The following is a 16548-nucleotide window of genomic DNA, read 5'->3' on the forward strand; positions in this document are numbered from 1 at the left end:
GGCTATCCCCGCGGGCAGGCACCCATAGCTCAGCTGGATAGAGCGCTGCCCTCCGAAGGCAGAGGTCTCAGGTTCGAATCCTGATGGGTGCGCCATCTTCCTTATCATCGCCCCGCAGGTCGCGCAGATAGTCGCGGTGGAACGTGGCGTAGCCGCGCGTCGTCTGCGTCAGATACGGCCGCGCCAGATCATGCAGCACGGGAAGCCTGTGGAACGGGACGGTCGGCCAGGCGTGGTGTTCGGCGTGAAAGGGCATGTTCCAGGCGATGAACCGCACCGCGCGGTTCGTCAGTGTCGTCCGCGAGTTCGACAGCATGTCCGCCACCTGCGGACAGCGGCCGTGTTCGGCCAGCAGATAGAGCCGGAGGAACGGTTGCCCCAGAAGCAAGGGAATGACCCAGAGCCAGAGGAGCATCGCGCTGCCCGTCCAGAGGCTTGCACCGGCAAGTGCAGCGTAGAGGGCCAGCATTGCCTGCGCTTCGTGCTGGATGGCGGCGCGCCTGCGCGGCGGCACGAAGGCATCCGTGTTGCGTCCGGCCGCATTCCGAAGAAGTGTGCGGATCTGCCCGTGCCACACCGGTATACCGGTCAGGTGCCAGGCATGGGCCGAAGGGGTCTCGGGCTTGGGTGTCGCAAGCTCCGGGTCGTGATGGGGGTCTTGCGTATGCCGGTGATGGGCCAGATGGAACAGACGGAACCAGGTGGGCGGCAGCAGAAGGATCACCCCGCAAATTGCGCCCACCCATTGATTGAGCCATTCCCAACGGAAAGGCGTCAGATGCGTCGTCTCATGTTGCAGGGTAAACAGGAACACGAGGGCCACACCGAGCGGCAGCGTCAGGAAGGGCCAGCCCGGCACGCCAAGGGCGACCCCCGTGCCGCAGATCCCGATCAGCGCCCAATGTCCCGCCAGATGACGCAGGCCCCGCCAGTTCGACCGCTCCGTCAGCCGCAGACGGTCGGAGAGTGCGAGGGAGGAGACGAATTGCCGATGATCCATGGCGGACATGGTGGCAGACCGGATCGATGGAGGGAAGTGCGACCGGTCGGACGTCGACCCGTCGCCGGGTGGCTCTGGCGGGCGGATCGATAAACCTGTGGCGCAAGCTCCGGCCCGACCTTCAACCGGCGGCTGGGCGTGCCTTCGGTCCGTCGTGTCGAAGGGGTGCGCCCAGCAGGCGCAGGCCATTGAGCACCACGAGAACCGTCCCCCCTTCGTGTCCGACCACCGCCAGCGGCAACGGCAGATCGAAGAACAGCCCCCCAGTGACGAGCACCGCCATGGCCCCCATGGCAAAGATCAGGTTCTGCCGGATGATCGTTGCGGTCCGGCGGGCCAACCGATGTGCCTCCGCCAACTGCTTCATGTCTTCCGACAGAAGCGCGACGTCGGCGGCCTGAAGCGCGACCTCCGATCCGGCAGCCCCCATCGCGATCCCCACATCGGCGCGCGCCAGCGCCGCCGCGTCGTTGACGCCGTCCCCGACGAAGGCGATCCTGCCTTTGGCGGCCAGCGCGCCGATCATCTCCAGCTTGTCCTCGGGAAGCATGTCCGCGTGGATCTCGTCCGGGCGGAACCCGAGGTCGGCGCCGATCCGCAGCGCGACAGGCCGACGGTCGCCGGTCATCATGAGGATCGTCGTGACGCCGCTCCGGCGAAGCGCGGCGAGTGCTGGCCCGGAACTCGCGCGGGTCTGATCCGCGATGCTCACGGCGCCGAGCAGTCTGGCGTCCTGCCCGAAATAGATGACCGTCTGCGTGTCTTCGGCCAGCGCCATGAGGTCGGGATGGTCGATCGCCGCCCCCATCCGCGCCGCCATCCGCGGGTTCCCCGCCCATAGCGTTCCATCCTTGATCTCGCCGACAATTCCCTCGCTGGGGTGGCTGATCACATTCGCCACCTGGGCAGGCTGGATGCCGCGGTCGGCCGCTTCCTGCCGGATCGCGGCGCCGCTATGATGCTCCGACTGGGCCTCGAGCCCGGCCAGCAGCGACAGGAACTCCCGTTCGTCGCCGGCAAGGGCGACCACTCCGGTGACGGATGCCTTGCCGGTGGTCAGGGTCCCCGTCTTGTCGAACGCGAAGGTATCGACCGCCGCGAGCGTTTCGAGAGCCGCGCCGCCCTTGAAGAGAACCCCTCCCCGCGCGGCAGCCGAAAGCGCCGAGAGGATGGCAGCCGGGACCGAGATCACGATGGCGCAGGGGCTTGCCGCCACGAGGAGGACCGCGGCGCGATAGAGAGCGTCCTGCCAGTCATGCTCAAGCCAGCTGAAGACCGCAAAGGCCAGGATGGCGCCCACGAGGACGGCGATGGTGTACCGCTGGCCGAACCATTCGCTGAACCGTTCGGACGGTGCCTTCGCGGCTTGCGCTTCGGTCACGAGCGCGATCATCCGCGCGATGGTGCTTTCCTCGACCGTCTGGCCGACGGCCACTTCCAGCACCGCATCGAGGTTGACGGTCGCTTCGAAGACCGGCCCACCCCGCTGTTTCGTGACGGGCATGGATTCACCCGTGATGTTCGCCTCGTCGAGCGCGCCCCGGCCGCTGACGATCACCCCGTCGGTGGGCACGCGCGCGCCTGGCCGCAGCACAAAAATGTCGCCGACCTTCAGGTCCGCGACCGCAATCTCCGTCACGGTCCCGTCGGGGGCCTTTCGTAACGCCGTCTCGGGGCGCAGCGCCATCAGGGCCTCGACAGCACGCCGCGCGCGTCCGAGCGCGCGTTCCTCCAGCGTCGTGGAGACACTGAACAGCGTCAGCAGCACGGCGCCCTCGAAAGGGGCACCCACGGCGGCGGCGGCGACGGCCGCGACGACCATCAGAAGGTCGATATCGAGGATGTGATCGTTCCACAGGGCGCCCAACGCCCGCCACGTCGCGGGCAGACCCCCGGCCAGATAGACGAGCAGCAGACCGACGAGAGAGGACCATTCGGCGACCGTGCCCTGCAATGGCCAGAGGGCAAGGGTGGCAGCCAGCATCCCGAGAACCGTCAGGGCCGTCAGCATCGTCGGAAGATCTGCGGCGAACAGTCTTTTCAAGTCATCCACCCGGGTTCCTGAACGGGAGCGTCTGGGAGGGCTACCACGCTCCCGTCTTCGGTGGCCAGCATTCGCAGGCTCGAATGTGTGTCGCGCGGTCCTGGCCGAACCCGTCTCACTCCAACAGGCCGGTCATATGTTCCGCTCGCGCAGGCCATGCCTGCCGTTTCGCGTCCGGGGAACTCGCCTCGGGAAGCGGGGCGAACACGTCCCCCACTCCCACGGCGCGACAGTCTCCCCCCTTCGAGCGAAGCAGGAACAGGGCGTCGAGCCCGCGTGTCCGCGCAAGGGCAGCGCCCTCGTCGGGACCGAGCACCATGAGGGCCGTCGCCCAGGCATCGGCCTCGGCACAGGTGCGCGCGAGGACGGTGACGGAAGCGGGCGACGCGGCGAGGGGCGCGCCGCGGTTCGGGTCCATGGTATGCGACAGGCGGCGGCGGCCCACCTCGACCCGGTGCCTATAGTCGCCGGAGGTCGCCACGGCGGCGTTCTCCAGCGCGACGACGGAACGGAGCGTCCGGCGTTCGGCGTCCGGCGCTTCAATCGCTATGGTCCAGGCCTGGCCGTCCGGCCGCAGGCCGAGCGCGCGCATCTCGCCGTCGATCCCGACGAGCCCGTCGCCGATCCCGTGGTCGCGGATCGTTTCCGCCAGCCGGTCGACACCGTAACCCTTGGCGATGCCGTTCAGATCGAGGGCGACGGGCGCGATCTTGCGGACACGATCCCCGTCGATCTCCAGCGCCGCATGAGCGGGCAGGCGGGTCCGGGCCATCGCGGCGCGGATACGATCGGGCGCCGCCGTCGCAGGCCCGAAACCCCAGGCCGTCACCGCGTCACCCATGCCGATGTCGAAAGCTCCGCCGGAGGCGCGCCCGATTTCAAGGCCAAGGCGCAGGACCTGCCCGAGGCGCGCGGGAACGGCCGTCCATTCCCCCAAAGGCGCCGCGTCGAGGCGCATCAGGTCACTGTCTGGCTTCCAGGTCGACATCTGTGCATCCACCTCGTCCACTGCCGCCTGCAATGCGGCGCGGATCGGGTCGGGATCGACGGTGGCAGGCGCGAAGAACAGGGCCGACCAGCGCGCACCCATGGTCGGGCCATGCAGAGCGTTGCGCACCCGTTCAGTATACATCTTCGACATATCGCCCCTCCACCTTCAGCGCCTCGAGCGTGAGCCCGGTCGACGCAAGGATCTCGGTCAGCACGTCCGCGACGCCTGCGGCCATCTCGCGCCCTCCGCAGACCATAACGCGGGCCCCGTTTCCGATCAGCCGGGCCACCTCGCCGGCGTCGTCGCGCAACGCATCCTGGACGTAGCGGGGCCGCGTCCCCCGAGAGACGGCCGTGACCAGACGTGTCAGCCGGCCCTGCAGCTGCCATGCCGGTATCTCGTCGCCATAAAGGAAGTCGCTGGACGGTCGACGCATTCCGAAGAAGAGGTGAATGGGTCGCCGCCCGGCGTTGCCGCGCACGAAGCCTGCGAGCGGTCCGATCCCGGTCCCCGCGCCGATCAGGATCAGCGGCCCATGCCCGGACCCCGTCCGGAAGCCCGGGTTGCGGCGGAGGAAGGCGGTCACGGTGTCTCCGGGTTCCAGCGCCGTCAGTCGAGAGGAGGCGAGGCCGCCGGGATGTTTCCTCACCACGATCTCGATGAACCCGTCGCGCCGCCCGGAAGCGAGCGAATAGAGCCGAGGCACGGGGCTGCCTTCGGGCAGGATGCCGATCAGGTCGCCGGCAGTGAAGCGGCCGAACCCGCCGCCGGTCAGCCGCTGCCAGAGTGGGACAGGCGGCAGGGCGAAGCGCAGGATCGCGGTCGGAGCATCGACCTCCGCGCCGTAGTCCCGCCGCGAGAGGAGGGTCAGCGTCCGCGTCATCGGCAGGACGGGCCGGTGCGACAGTTCCAGATCGCATCCGAGCGTCCGACCGAGTGACCGGACCCAGCGAGCGAATTCCTGCAACGACTGGCGGTCTATGGTATGGAAGGGCAGGAGTTCCGGCCAGTGCTTGGCCTGCGCAGACGACGCCACCGCTTCGGCGAAGGCGCAATAGGCCGGAAAGCTGCGATCGCCGAAGCCCAGCACCGCGAGCGGGGCGTGCGGCATCACCTCGGCGGCGTTCAACCGATCGAGGAACCCCCTGGCGGAGGTCGGCGCGGCACCGTCGCCATAGGTCGCGGCCAGGACAACGATCCGGCGGGCGGCTTCGTATCGATGGGGCGCGAAGGCGGACATGGGCCCGACGTGGACGCGCAGTCCGGCCTTGGTCAGCGCCGCATGGAGCGTCGCGGCGAAACCCCACGTGCTGCCGCCCTCGCTGCCCACGAGCAGGACCGTGTCGGCACGCGACGCCGGCTGGTTGCGGCGGATGCGGGGTCGACCCCGCCCCCCGGCGAGCCAGATCGCCACGCCGGTCGCCCCCATTGCGGGCACACCGAGCGCCAGAACCCCCAGGAGAAGCCCGAGGACCGCCGCGCCCTGTCCGGTATGCAGCATGTAAATGATTTTCGACATGCGTTCCCACCCGGTGAGGTCGGCCCACCCCAGCAAGGCGCCCGTGCCCTGGTCGAGATACCCCGTTCCCCGGTCGGTCCTTAGGGTGAAGACGTCCGTCGCGTCGCCGGAGTAGGGGAAGCTGACCTCGCGCAACTCGGACACGGGTGTCTGTCGCAAGGTCGGCATCCCGTCGAGCGCGCTGCCTGTTTCACCGCTGACCTCGGCGGGCAAGGCGGGCGTGGCGCCGCCGTCGGGGAGGAGATCGAAGGTGGAAGCCGTCATCCACAAGGCCGTCGTTGACGACAGGATGAGCCCGGCCACGGCGATGCGGGCGATCTCGGTATGCAGCCGTCCGGCCAGCGGCCCGTTCAGGCGGATGAACCAGCGCCGCCAGCCGCCGACGTGCCGCGCGACCAGCGCGATGCCGGACAGCGAGAGGACCAGCATCGCCAGAGCGCCCGCCGCCATGGCGATGCGACCCCCATCCCCCAGAAACAGCGAACGATGCAGGCTGGTGAGCCAGCGAAGCGTCCGGTTCGGGCCGGCCGAGGCTACGCGTTCCCCCGTCGCCGGGTCTATCACGGCTGCGCCGGGCACCCCCTGGTCGAACCAGTAGGCCGTGATGCGGCCCGACGGAGCCCTGCGGATCTGCTCCACGCCCGGATGGACGGCCCGGATACGCTCGGCCAGAGTGGCGACGGTCAGCCCGGCCGCCGCCTGCGGAGCGGCGAGCCGTTCGGCCGCGGGAAAGACCGACAAGGCCGCGCCGGAGAGGGCCAGAACCCCGATGAGCACGAGGGCCAGTAAACCCGCCCAGCGGTGCAATGCGCGGATCATCGCTTCCTCCGCCTCAGAGGTCGTAGGCGAAGCTGGCGACGTAGCGGCGACCCTGCACCGGGGTACCGGCCCCTTCGGTCGTGAGCGGCACCGCAACCTCGTTTGGACTGTCGCGCATGTCCTCGACCGCCGCGTCTATGTTGAGCGTATAGCCGGCATCCAGCAGCGCATCGGCCAGGTCGAGCGTGATCTCGAGCGTCCGGCCCGCTCCGACGCTGGCACCTGTGATGCCGTCGACCTGGCGCGTATCGCCGGCAGTGGCGCGGTGCCAGTCGCCGAGGTGTTCGTAGTACTTGGACTTGCCCCCGGCCATCCAGAGGCTGCCGACATAGGCGCCGGACGGGTTAGTCACATAGAGGGCGAGATAGGCGCCATCGCCGCCGTAATCGGCAAGGGTGGTCGTGAACGTGACGGGCCGTGCCGATACGACGCCGGGAAGCGTCAGCGCCGTAGTGACCGCAAGCGTTGCAAGAAGCGATTTCATCCGATTGATCCTTGTTCGGGAGGGGGGACGGCGGAGGGACTCAATTCACCTGAACCTGCGGAGGCGCGCCGTTTCCGAAGAGACCGTTCTGCGGCGGCGCAACGGTGCCCGCGGGCGCGGAACCGCGCGCAGCGGGTCGGTCATCGTCATCGTCGTCGTAGTCCAGCTCGATAACCCGGAGCGTCGCCGGATCGAGTTTGACCTCGATCTGACGGCCGTTGCTGTCGCGACCCTCGATCTCGTAGCAACCGTCGTCGGTCTCGACGTCCCGGACGGTCCAGCCGTTCTGTTCGGCCAGCTGCATCACGGCCGCGCGCGGTTGCCACCGGTCGCGGGGAGCCGAGCATTCATCGTCGTCGGCAAGCGCCGCGCCGGCAGGCAGGAAGGCAATGGCGGCAAGGGCAGTCAGGGTGATCTTCATGGCAGGGTCTCCTTTGGTCTGCTGGGACCAATCTGGAGAGCCGACCTGAGGTTTTCCTGACGCCGAAGCGCTTTCTGCTTCAGCTTGCCGTCAGGAAGACGAAGATCCCGCTGGTGGGGCCGTCGGCCTCGGGCGTTCGGGGCGATAAGGGGATATTCACGCCGGAAGCGCGCCTGTCGTTTGCGAAGACGGCATTGGCGAGCATCTCGCGACCTCATGCTTCCGTTGCAACACTATCGACGGTGAGCCGGATCGTCCCCATGTTCGTCCTCGAGGCGTGACGGACGGTCGCGTCGATCGTCGTCGCTTCGGCCACGATGATCCTCGTCCTCGTCCTCGTCCTCGTCCTCGTATTCGAACTCGATCACCTCAAGCGTGGCCGGATGGACCGTCACCTCGATCGGACGCCCCCCGGCATCCCGACCGTCGATCTCGTAGCAGCCATCGTCGATCTTGATCCGGCGAACCGTCCATCCGTTCCGCTCGGCCAACCGGGCCACGGACTCGCGCGGCTGCCAATCGGCCATCGGCACGAAGCAGTCGTCGTCCGCCAGCGCGATGCCGGCCGGAAAGACCGCGAGAAAGCCGAGAATTGGCAATGTCTTCGTCATGGACCACACTCCCGCGGGCACGCCTGTCAGCACCAGCCATGCGCGGCGAAGCTGACGGGAACCTGAAGGGGCAGGCTTGCCGGCTTCAGCTTCGCGTCAGCCGGAGGGGTCATGACGTGTCATCGGGCAAGGGACGGGAACCGCCATGCGCATCCTGCTGATCGAGGACGACACGGTTCTGGGCGCCGCCGTGCGCGACCAGATCACCGCCGATGGCCATACGGCGGACTGGGCCACGCGCCTCGATTCGGCCGGCGAAGCGGTGCGGAGCGCGTCGTTCGATCTCATCCTGCTCGACCTGATGCTGCCGGACGGGCGCGGCGTCGGGTTCCTGAAGGCCCTGCGGGCAAGGGGTGACGTGTCGCCGGTCATCATCCTGACGGCTCTCGACCAGATCTCGGACCGGATCGACGGACTGAACGCGGGCGCGGACGACTATCTCGTCAAGCCCTTCGACCTTGCGGAGCTGTCCGCCCGGATCGGAGCGGTCGCCCGGCGCTACAGCGGCAATCCGAATCCCATCCTGACCCACGGGCCGCTCGACATCGACCTGGCGGCCCGCAGCATTCACCGCGACGGAAAACCCATCCAGCTGACGGCGCGCGAATGGGCGCTGTTCGAAGCCCTCCTTGCGCGACCGGGTCAACTGTTGTCCAAGGCGCAACTTGAGGAAAAGCTCTATGCTTTCGACGCCGAGGTCGGGAGCAACACCATCGAGTTGCACGTCAGCCGCCTTCGCAAGAAACTCGGAAGCGCGATCATCGAGACGGAGCGCGGCATGGGCTACAGGCTCGGCAAGCCATGAGGTCGGCGCGCAGCCTTCAGGCGATGCTCGGCCTATCGCTGCGCATCGTGCTGACGGTTCTCTGGCTGCTGGCCGCCGCGGTGACTGCGGTGATCGTGCGCGGCGAGATGGACGAGGTCTTCGACAGCGCCCTGCGCGAGACGGCCGAGCGCATCCTGCCGCTTGCCGTGACCGAGATCGTCGGGCGAGAAGACGAAGGAGTGACGCAGAGGCTCGCCCCGATCCGGGAGCATGACGAGTTCTTCACCTATCTCGTGCGCGATGCGGAGGGGCGCATCCTGCTGCAATCGCATGCAGCGGTCCCGGCCCTGTTCCCGCCCTACAGCCGTCCGGGTTTCGCCGAGACAGCGACGCACCGGCTCTACAGCGACGCGGTGCTCGGGGGGACGATCCGGATCACCGTGGCCGAACCGCTGGCCCACCGCACGTCGGTCGCGCGCGAGATCCAGGTGGGCCTTGGCCTGCCGCTGCTGATCGTGCTGCTCGTGGCGCTGGCCGCGATCGTCCTGGCCGTCCGCATCAGTCTCGCTCCCTTGCGCCGGTTCCGGACGCGGCTCGGAAATGCGGGGCGTCCGGGATCTGTCCGAGGTTCCCGCGGACAACCTCCCCACGGAGATCGTCCCGCTGGCGGCGACCTTGAACGGCCTTCTGGTCAGGTTGCGCGCGGCCTTCGCGGCCGAGCGCAGCTTCGCGGCCAATGCCGCGCATGAATTGCGGACACCCCTCGCCGGTGCGGTCGCGCAGGCGCAGCGGCTTCGGGCGGAGACGCGCGACGCGGCCGCCGAAGCGCGGGCGGCCGAGATCGAGGCGACGCTGAAGCGGCTGACGCGCCTTTCCGAACGCCTGATGCAGCTTGCGCGGGCGGAAGGAGGGCGACTGCGCATGGACCAAAGCGCGGATCTGAGGACGGTCGCGCGGATCGTCGTGGACGATCTTGGGCGCACGGACGCGCCGGGCCGCATCGCGCTGACATTGCCGGGCAGGGCCGTCATGTCGGACATCGACCCCGACGCCATCGGAATCCTGTGCCGGAACCTCGTGGAAAACGCGGTCCGCCACGGCACACAGACCGCCCCGGTCGGACGTGACCCTGACGCAGGAGGGGCGGCTGATCGTGGCGAACGACGGACTTGTCCTGCCGCGTGAAACCTTCGATCGTCTGACGGCCCGCTTTGAGCGCGCGGGCGCGCGTACCGACGGCAGCGGACTCGGCCTCGCCATCGTCGCCGCGATCGCGGAAAGGATCGGAAGCCACCTCGTTCTGGACTCGCCGCGCCCCGGCGCATCATCCGGTTTTCAAGCGTCCATCTGGTTGCCGACAGAGGTTCCGCTGACCTCCGAGAAGGGCGCGGTGTCCGACGCGTGATGCACTGCGGCGCAGCGCTTGCCCATGTCCTTCCCCCAAACACATACACGACGATACCGGCGCATGGCGCGCCCATTCTCATCGCCAGTTCGGGACGGCACCCCCGTCGGGTATGGCAGAAGCGGTGGGATTCGAACCCACGAGACGGTTGCCCGCCTGCCGGATTTCAAATCCGGTGCCTTCGACCACTCGGCCACGCTTCCGACGCCGCATGGCTACACCGGGGGCGCGGCCTTGGAAAGTGGGCGGAACGACCCCGATGCGCTTGCCGCGTCACGGGTTCGTGGGTTGCCCGAGGGGCAGGGGTAAGGCAGTCAGTGGCGCAGCCCGTTGTCTCAGCCGAGGTCCAATGCTCGACCGCCACATCCGCCGCCTGATCGACCCGACGCTGGACCGCGCCGGACGCGGGCTGGCGGCGTGGGGGGCGACGGCCGACGCCGTGACGCTGACGGGGCTCGGCGTCGGGCTGGTTGCCGCGGTGCTGATCGTCCTGGGCTGGCCGGGGTGGGCGCTGCTGCCGCTTCTACTGTCGCGCCTGTTCGACGGGCTCGACGGTGCGGTGGCGCGGGCACGGGGGCGCACGGACTTCGGCGGCTACCTCGACATCTGGTGCGACTTCGTCTTCTACGGCGCGATCCCCTTCGCCTTCGCACTGGCCGATCCGGCGAACGCCCTGCCGGCGGCCTTCCTGATCCTTTCGTTCTACATCAACGGCAGCAGCTTCCTCGGTCTTGCCGTGCAGGCCGAAAAGCGCGGCCTTTCGACCGAGGCGCAGGGCCGGAAATCGCTCTACTACTCCGCCGGACTGCTGGAGGGGACCGAGACCATCGCATTCTTCGTCGTTCTCTGCCTGCTGCCCGCGCAGTTCGCGCCGCTGGCCTGGGCGTTCGGAGCGCTCTGCCTGCTGACGGCCGGGGCGCGCGTCGCCCATGCCCGCAACCTGCTTGCTTGAAGGACCCGCCATGCGTCTCGCCCTTGCCCTGACCGCTCTCCTCGCCTTCCCCGCGCTGGCCGACACGGATCCGGCCGACTGGCCCGCCGTCGAAGCGGCGGCCGAGGGGCAGACGGTCTATTGGCATGCCTGGGGCGGATCGACGGCGACCAACGACTTCATCGGCTGGATCGGGGACCGCGCGGCGCAAAAGGGCGTGACACTGAAGCACGTCAAGCTGGCCGACACCGCAGACGCGGTGGGTGCCGTCCTCGCGGAGCGGCAGACCGGATGGGACACGGACGGGTCGGTGGACCTCATCTGGATCAACGGGGCCAACTTCGCCTCGATGAAGGAGGCGGGGCTTCTGTTCGGCCCCTTCGCCGAAAGCCTGCCCAACTGGCGCTTCGTCGATACGGAGGGCAAGACCGTCACAACCGATTTCACCGTCCCGACCGAAGGATACGAGAGCCCCTGGGCCATGGCGCAGGTCGTGTTCGTGCATGACGCCGCGCGTCTGTCCGACCCGCCGCGATCGGCCGAGGCGCTGCTCGATTGGGCGCGGGCCAATCCCGGCCGGTTCACCTATCCCCAGCCGCCCGATTTCCTGGGGACGACATTCCTCAAGCAGACGCTGATCGAGCTCGTGCCCGATCCGGCGGTTCTGGCCGACCCGGCGGCGGGCGACTACGATGAGGTGACGGCGCCGCTCTGGGAGTACCTCGACGAGTTGACGCCGCTCCTGTGGCGCGACGGACGCGCCTATCCCGACAGCGGGCCGCGGCAGTTCCAGTTGATGAACGACGGCGAAGTCGATCTGGCCATCAGCTTCTCGCCGGGCGAGGCGACGGCCGCCATCGCCAATTTTGAGCTCCCTCAAACGGTGCGGACCTACGTCCTCGATGGCGGAACCCTGGGCAACGCGAGCTTCGTGGCGATCCCCTACAATTCCTCGGCGAAGGAAGGCGCGATGGTCGTGGCCGATATCCTGCTGTCGCCCGCGGCACAGCTTCGCGCGCAGATGCCCGACGTTCTGGGCTACGGCACGGTTCTCGACATGGAGAGGCTGCCCCGAGAAGACCGCGCCGCGTTCGAGGCGTTGGACCTGGGTATCGCCACCCTCTCGCCCGACGACCTCGGCCCCACCTTGCCCGAGCCGCACCCGAGCTGGGCCGTCCGTCTGGCCGACGACTGGATCCGCCGCTACGGCGTCGCGCAATAGGTTGCTGCGACCGCTTCCCCTGCTGACCGCGCTGGTGCTGACCGGGCCGGTGGCCTTCGGCCTGCTGGGCACGGTGCTTCCGGCCTTCGGCCTTCTGGTGCCGGGAGCGGATGCGCCGATGGCGGAGGCGCTGGCCTGGCCCGGGCTGCCACGCGCGCTGGCCGTCTCGGTCCTGTCGGGCGTGCTGTCCACGCTGGGCGCGCTGACGGTCGCGGCGCTGATCCTGGCGGGCTGGCACGGCACGCGCGCCTTCCGCTGGCTGGAGCGGGCCTTGTCGCCGCTGCTGGCCGTGCCCCACGCCGCGGCGGCCCTCGGGCTGGCTTTCCTCATCGCGCCCTCGGGCTGGATCGGCCGGATACCGGCGACCCTGTTCGGGTGGGAGCGGGCGGCGGACCTGCTGATCCTGAACGACCCATGGGGCCTGTCGTTGACGGCGGGGCTGATCGCGAAGGAGCTTCCGTTTCTGCTCCTGATGATGCTCGCAGCCCTGCCGCAGACCGATGCGACCGCACGCGTCGCCGTCGCGCGGTCGCTGGGTCAGGGACGGGTCGCGGGATGGCTCAAGGCGGTGTTTCCGGGCGTCTATGCGCAGGTGCGGCTGCCGGTCCTCGTGGTGCTGGTCTTCGGAATGACGAATGTGGACGTGGCGATCATCCTCGGGCCGTCCCTGCCGCCCACGCTGGCGGTCCAGGTGACCCAGTGGATGACCGACCCCGACCTGACAGAGCGGGCCGTGGCGGCGGCCGGGGGGCTGATCCTGTTCGGCGCGACGTTGGTGGTATTGACGGTTTGGCTCGGGGCCGAACGCCTGGTCGCCCGCATCGGCCGCGTCTGGGTCTGGTCCGGCCGCGGCGCGCCGGAGCGCGTGTCGCGCGGGCTGGGCCTGACCCTTGCCGGGGGATCGGCCGTCATGGTGCTGGCTGGCCTCGCGTCGCTTGCGGTCTGGTCCGTGGCGGCGCGCTGGTCCTTCCCCGACCTTCTGCCCGAGGCGCTGACCCTTCGCAGTTGGGACCGCTTCGGCCCCGACATGGCGGTGACCGCGGGGGCGACGCTGGCGCTGGCGGGGGCCGCGACCCTCCTGTCGCTCGTCCTCGCCATCGGCTGCCTCGAAGCGGAGCATCGGTTCGGCCTGACGCTCGGCCAGCGCGCGCTCTGGCTGCTCTACCTGCCGCTCCTGATCCCGCAGGTCGCCTTCCTACCGGGGTTGCAGCTTCTTCCGCTGTCGCTCGGCATCGGTCCCTCGGTCTGGCTCGTGCTGGCGGGGCATGTGGTCTTCGTCCTGCCTTATGTCTTCCTGTCGCTCTCCGGCCCCTTTCGTGCATGGGACACGCGGTTGGCGCGGGTGTCGGGCGGGCTGGGCGCGTCGCGCAACCGGACGCTGTGGCTCCTGCGCCTTCCCATGCTGACCGGCGCGCTTCTGACGGCGGCGGCGGTCGGGGTCGCGGTGTCGGTGGGGCAATACCTGCCCACGCTGCTTCTGGGCGGGGGGCGGGTCTCGACCCTCGCGACCGAGGCGGTGGCCTTGTCTTCCGGTGGCGATCGCCGCGCGATCGGGGTCTTGGGGCTGGGCCAGTCACTTGCCGCGCTGCTGCCTTTTGCGCTGGCGCTCATCGTGCCGGCCGTCCTGTTTCGCAACCGCCGGGGGATGCGCCATGGGTGATGGCCTGCGGATCGAGGGCGCGACGCTGGCGCAGGGGGGGCGGCGGCTGCTGTCGCTCGACGCCCATGTCGCGCCGGGGGATGTGCTGACGCTGATGGGGCCGTCGGGGTCGGGCAAGTCGACGCTGCTGTCCTGGCTCATGGGTGATGTGCCCACGGCTTTCCGGGCCGAGGGCCGCGCGATCCTCGACGGACGCGACCTGACCGGCCTGCCACCCGAGGCGCGGCGCATCGGCATCCTCTATCAGGATCCGCTCCTGTTCCCGCATCTCGACGTCGCGGCCAACCTCGCTTTCGGCCTGCCACACGGCGGTACCCGCACAGGCCGGCGGGCGCAGGTCGCGGCGGCATTGGAGGAGATCGGGCTGGCCGGCTTCGGACCCCGCGATCCGGCCACGCTGTCGGGCGGTCAGGCGGCGCGCGTCGCGCTCATGCGGGTGCTTCTGTCGGGGCCGCGCGCGCTCCTGCTGGACGAGCCGTTCTCGAAGCTCGACGCGGGCTTGCGCGACCGGATGCGGCGCCTCGTCTTCGACCGCGCCCGAGCGGCCGCCATTCCAGTGGTGCTGGTCACGCACGACGAGGCGGATGCGGTCGCGGCGGGTGGGCGCGTCACCTGGCTGTAGCGATCACGCAAGCCGGTCGACAGTCGAGTATTTATGACAGGAAGAAGCCTCAGCGCCGTCTGCGCCGCCCCTCGGAGGCGGTGTTGAAGCTGACATCGGGCAGGGTCAGTTCCGCCATCAGGTGCGGGAACGGGTCGGTTGCGTGGGGGATCGCATTGGCGGCGACGAAATGTTCCTGGAACCGCGGCGCAATGGCCGTCTCGACCTTTTCGATGCGGCGGACCAGCGTCTCGATATGCGCGCGCAGGCCCCGATTGCAGAGCGCCATGCGCGCGCCGTGCCCGGCGGCATTGCCCGCGCTCGTGACCTTCGACAGTTCCGCATCGGGGATCATTCCCAGCACCATCGCGTGACGCGGCGAGATATGCGCTCCGAAGGCGCCCGCGAGCGTGACGCGGTCGACATGGTCCACCCCCGCCTCGTCCATCAGGAGCCGCGCCCCGGCGTAGAGCGCCGATTTGGCAAGCTGGATCGCGCGGATGTCGCCCTGCGTCACCTGGATGCGTCGGTCGCCGTCCTGCCAGAGCAGATAGGCGTGGGTGCGGCCCGTCAGTTCGCACCGCGGCGTGCCGACCTGCTCGGGCGATCCGATCAGTCCCCGCGCGTCGACGATGCCGGCCATGCGCATCTCCGCCACCGCCTCGATGATGCCGGACCCGCAGATGCCGGTGATGCCCGTCTGTGCCGTGGCGGCCGCGAACCCCGGATCGTTGGACCAGAGGTCGCTGCCGATGACGCGGAAGCGCGGCTCCCGGGTGGCGGGGTCGATCTGCACCCGTTCGATGGCCCCCGGTGCGGCGCGCTGCCCTGCGCTGATCTGCGCGCCTTCGAACGCGGGTCCGGTGGGCGAGGAGCAGGCGAGGATGCGGTCGCGGTTGCCCAGGATGATCTCGGCGTTGGTGCCCACGTCCACGATCAGGGTCAGGTCGTCCGCCTGATCCGGCGCCTCGGACAGGGCGACCGCTGCCGCGTCGGCGCCCACGTGTCCGGCAATGCAGGGCAGGATGTAGACGCGCGCAGCCGCTCCCACCGATGTCAGCTCGATCTCCGAGGCATTCAGGCGCAGCGCGTCCGAGGTGGCGAGCGCAAAGGGCGACTGTCCCAGTTCGACGGGATCCACGCCGAGCAGAAGGTGGTGCATGACCGGGTTGCAGACAATCACCGCTTCGAGAATGTCCTCCGCCGGCACGCCCGCTTCCGCCGCCAGTTCGACGGCCAGCGCGTCGAGCGCGTCGCGGACGGCGCGCGTCATCTCGGCATCGCCGCCGGGGTTCATCATCGAATAGCTGACCCGGCTCATCAGGTCTTCGCCGAAGCGGATCTGCGGGTTCATCACGCCGCCCGAGGCACGCACCTCACCCGTGGACAGGTCGCAGAGATGCGCTGCGATGGTGGTCGAGCCAAGATCGACGGCAAGACCCAGGACCGGCGCCTCCCGCAGGGCCGGGAACAGCCCGGTGATCGTGTCGCTGTCGTGGTCGACGGCCACCGTGATCTGCCATTTTCCCTGCCGCAGGACGGGCTGCAGGCGGGCCAGCAAAGGCAGTGGCAGCGTCAGGTCATCGAGGCCCCACTGGTCCGAGAGAGCCTCGCGCAGACGCTCCAGATCGCCGGAGGGGGCGTGCATGTCCGGCTCCTCCACCGTGACGAAGTGCAGGCGCGTGGCCGGGTCCATGACGATCGGCCGGTCGCTCGCGGCCTTTCGCACCACCTGGCGGTGGACCTGGCTCTCGGGCGGGACATCCAGCACCACGTCGCCCTGCACGCGGGCCTGGCAGCCCAGGCGCCGGCCGGCTTTCAATCCGCGCTTCTCGTCGTAGCGGTGTTCGACTGCATTGAACGGGCTCAGCGCGTCGGCGGCCACGGTCAAGCCCAGCTTCGGGAAGGCGCCGACACCGGGCTGCACCTGACATTTGGAGCAGATGCCCCGACCGCCGCAGACCGAATCCAGATCGACGCCCAACTGCCGCGCGGCATCGAGGACGGACGTGCCCTCCGCGATGCGGCCGCGCTTGCCCGAGGGCATGAAGATCACCTGATGGTCGGTCATCGG

General features: G+C 69.2%; 13 protein-coding genes, 2 tRNA genes and 1 pseudogene. 7 read left to right on the top strand and 9 right to left on the bottom strand.

From position 1 onward, the window contains the following. Positions 1 to 18: 18 nt before the first annotated feature. Positions 19 to 95, top strand: a tRNA-Arg gene (locus JAN5088_RS13725). On the opposite strand, the gene JAN5088_RS13730 is transcribed toward JAN5088_RS13725, so the two are convergent. The 7 genes from JAN5088_RS13730 to JAN5088_RS13760 form a co-directional block, all read right to left on the bottom strand. Continuing rightward, on the bottom strand, positions 68 to 1000 hold the full coding sequence (locus JAN5088_RS13730) for a fatty acid desaturase (protein ID WP_055683783.1): 933 nt from the start codon (positions 998 to 1000) through the stop codon (positions 68 to 70). The two genes, JAN5088_RS13725 and JAN5088_RS13730, sit on opposite strands and share 28 nt — an antisense overlap. A gap of 121 nt (positions 1001 to 1121) precedes the next feature. Further along, a complete protein-coding gene (locus JAN5088_RS13735) occupies positions 1122 to 3011 on the bottom strand; it encodes a heavy metal translocating P-type ATPase (RefSeq protein WP_143114749.1) in 1890 nt (629 codons plus the stop codon). Between the two features lie 148 nt (positions 3012 to 3159). Beyond that, entirely contained in the window at positions 3160 to 4185 is a 1026-nt protein-coding gene (locus JAN5088_RS13740) for an FAD:protein FMN transferase (RefSeq protein ID WP_055683408.1), read from the bottom strand. Beyond that, positions 4166 to 6373: a PepSY domain-containing protein gene (locus tag JAN5088_RS13745; protein WP_055683409.1), complete on the bottom strand. Its 2208-nt coding sequence runs from the start codon at positions 6371 to 6373 to the stop codon at positions 4166 to 4168. The genes JAN5088_RS13740 and JAN5088_RS13745 overlap by 20 nt, the downstream gene beginning before the upstream one ends. Positions 6374 to 6386: 13 nt before the next feature. After that, on the bottom strand, positions 6387 to 6857 hold the full coding sequence (locus tag JAN5088_RS13750; protein WP_055683410.1) for a DUF2271 domain-containing protein: 471 nt from the start codon (positions 6855 to 6857) through the stop codon (positions 6387 to 6389). A gap of 40 nt (positions 6858 to 6897) precedes the next feature. Then, positions 6898 to 7278, bottom strand: a complete 381-nt coding sequence (locus tag JAN5088_RS13755) for a PepSY domain-containing protein (RefSeq protein WP_055683411.1) — start codon at positions 7276 to 7278, stop codon at positions 6898 to 6900. Between the two features lie 233 nt (positions 7279 to 7511). Next, positions 7512 to 7889, bottom strand: coding sequence for a PepSY domain-containing protein (locus JAN5088_RS13760; protein ID WP_055683412.1), 378 nt, complete (start codon positions 7887 to 7889; stop codon positions 7512 to 7514). Between the two features lie 145 nt (positions 7890 to 8034). Between JAN5088_RS13760 and JAN5088_RS13765 the strand changes: the two genes are divergently transcribed. Together JAN5088_RS13765 and JAN5088_RS13770 are read left to right on the top strand one after the other, a co-directional pair. Next, entirely contained in the window at positions 8035 to 8694 is a 660-nt protein-coding gene (locus JAN5088_RS13765; RefSeq protein WP_055683413.1) for a response regulator transcription factor, read from the top strand. Further along, positions 8691 to 10060, top strand: a pseudogene (locus JAN5088_RS13770) (sensor histidine kinase). The gene JAN5088_RS13765 and the pseudogene JAN5088_RS13770 overlap by 4 nt, the downstream one beginning before the upstream one ends. 113 nt (positions 10061 to 10173) lie before the next feature. On the opposite strand, the gene JAN5088_RS13775 reads toward JAN5088_RS13770, so the two are convergent. Continuing rightward, a tRNA-Ser gene (locus tag JAN5088_RS13775) sits at positions 10174 to 10263 on the bottom strand. A 146-nt stretch (positions 10264 to 10409) separates the two neighbouring features. Here JAN5088_RS13775 and JAN5088_RS13780 point away from each other — a divergent pair. The 4 genes from JAN5088_RS13780 to JAN5088_RS13795 are packed head-to-tail and all read left to right on the top strand — an operon-like array spanning position 10410 to position 14495. Next, positions 10410 to 11012 carry a CDP-alcohol phosphatidyltransferase family protein gene (locus JAN5088_RS13780; RefSeq protein WP_055683414.1) on the top strand — a complete coding sequence of 201 codons (603 nt, stop codon included), beginning with the start codon at positions 10410 to 10412 and terminating at the stop codon, positions 11010 to 11012. 10 nt (positions 11013 to 11022) lie between these two features. Beyond that, positions 11023 to 12213, top strand: coding sequence for an ABC transporter substrate-binding protein (locus JAN5088_RS13785; RefSeq protein WP_055683415.1), 1191 nt, complete (start codon positions 11023 to 11025; stop codon positions 12211 to 12213). A gap of 1 nt (position 12214) precedes the next feature. Continuing rightward, entirely contained in the window at positions 12215 to 13873 is a 1659-nt protein-coding gene (locus tag JAN5088_RS13790; RefSeq protein WP_055683416.1) for an ABC transporter permease, read from the top strand. Next, positions 13866 to 14495, top strand: coding sequence for an ATP-binding cassette domain-containing protein (locus JAN5088_RS13795; protein WP_055683417.1), 630 nt, complete (start codon positions 13866 to 13868; stop codon positions 14493 to 14495). Before JAN5088_RS13790 ends, JAN5088_RS13795 begins: the two co-directional genes overlap by 8 nt. 49 nt (positions 14496 to 14544) lie before the next feature. Here JAN5088_RS13795 and JAN5088_RS13800 read toward each other — a convergent pair whose 3' ends face one another. Next, complete coding sequence (locus JAN5088_RS13800; protein WP_055683418.1) at positions 14545 to 16545, bottom strand: ASKHA domain-containing protein; 2001 nt, start codon at positions 16543 to 16545, stop codon at positions 14545 to 14547. Positions 16546 to 16548: the final 3 nt, after the last annotated feature.

It is taken from the genome of Jannaschia rubra, from assembly GCF_001403735.1.
Lineage (GTDB): Bacteria > Pseudomonadota > Alphaproteobacteria > Rhodobacterales > Rhodobacteraceae > Jannaschia > Jannaschia rubra.

Excerpts from the sequence above, each read along its gene's own strand:
- JAN5088_RS13795 (WP_055683417.1), top strand. The coding sequence starts at position 13,866 with ATGGGTGATGGCCTGCGGATCGAGGGCGCGACGCTGGCGCAGGGGGGG.
- JAN5088_RS13780 (WP_055683414.1), top strand. The coding sequence starts at position 10,410 with ATGCTCGACCGCCACATCCGCCGCCTGATCGACCCGACGCTGGACCGC.
- JAN5088_RS13755 (WP_055683411.1), bottom strand. The coding sequence starts at position 7,278 with ATGAAGATCACCCTGACTGCCCTTGCCGCCATTGCCTTCCTGCCTGCC.
- JAN5088_RS13740 (WP_055683408.1), bottom strand. The coding sequence starts at position 4,185 with ATGTCGAAGATGTATACTGAACGGGTGCGCAACGCTCTGCATGGCCCG.
- JAN5088_RS13745 (WP_055683409.1), bottom strand. The coding sequence starts at position 6,373 with ATGATCCGCGCATTGCACCGCTGGGCGGGTTTACTGGCCCTCGTGCTC.
- JAN5088_RS13765 (WP_055683413.1), top strand. The coding sequence starts at position 8,035 with ATGCGCATCCTGCTGATCGAGGACGACACGGTTCTGGGCGCCGCCGTG.
- JAN5088_RS13750 (WP_055683410.1), bottom strand. The coding sequence starts at position 6,857 with ATGAAATCGCTTCTTGCAACGCTTGCGGTCACTACGGCGCTGACGCTT.
- JAN5088_RS13785 (WP_055683415.1), top strand. The coding sequence starts at position 11,023 with ATGCGTCTCGCCCTTGCCCTGACCGCTCTCCTCGCCTTCCCCGCGCTG.
- JAN5088_RS13800 (WP_055683418.1), bottom strand. The coding sequence starts at position 16,545 with ATGACCGACCATCAGGTGATCTTCATGCCCTCGGGCAAGCGCGGCCGC.
- JAN5088_RS13730 (WP_055683783.1), bottom strand. The coding sequence starts at position 1,000 with ATGGATCATCGGCAATTCGTCTCCTCCCTCGCACTCTCCGACCGTCTG.
- JAN5088_RS13735 (WP_143114749.1), bottom strand. The coding sequence starts at position 3,011 with ATGCTGACGGCCCTGACGGTTCTCGGGATGCTGGCTGCCACCCTTGCC.
- JAN5088_RS13760 (WP_055683412.1), bottom strand. The coding sequence starts at position 7,889 with ATGACGAAGACATTGCCAATTCTCGGCTTTCTCGCGGTCTTTCCGGCC.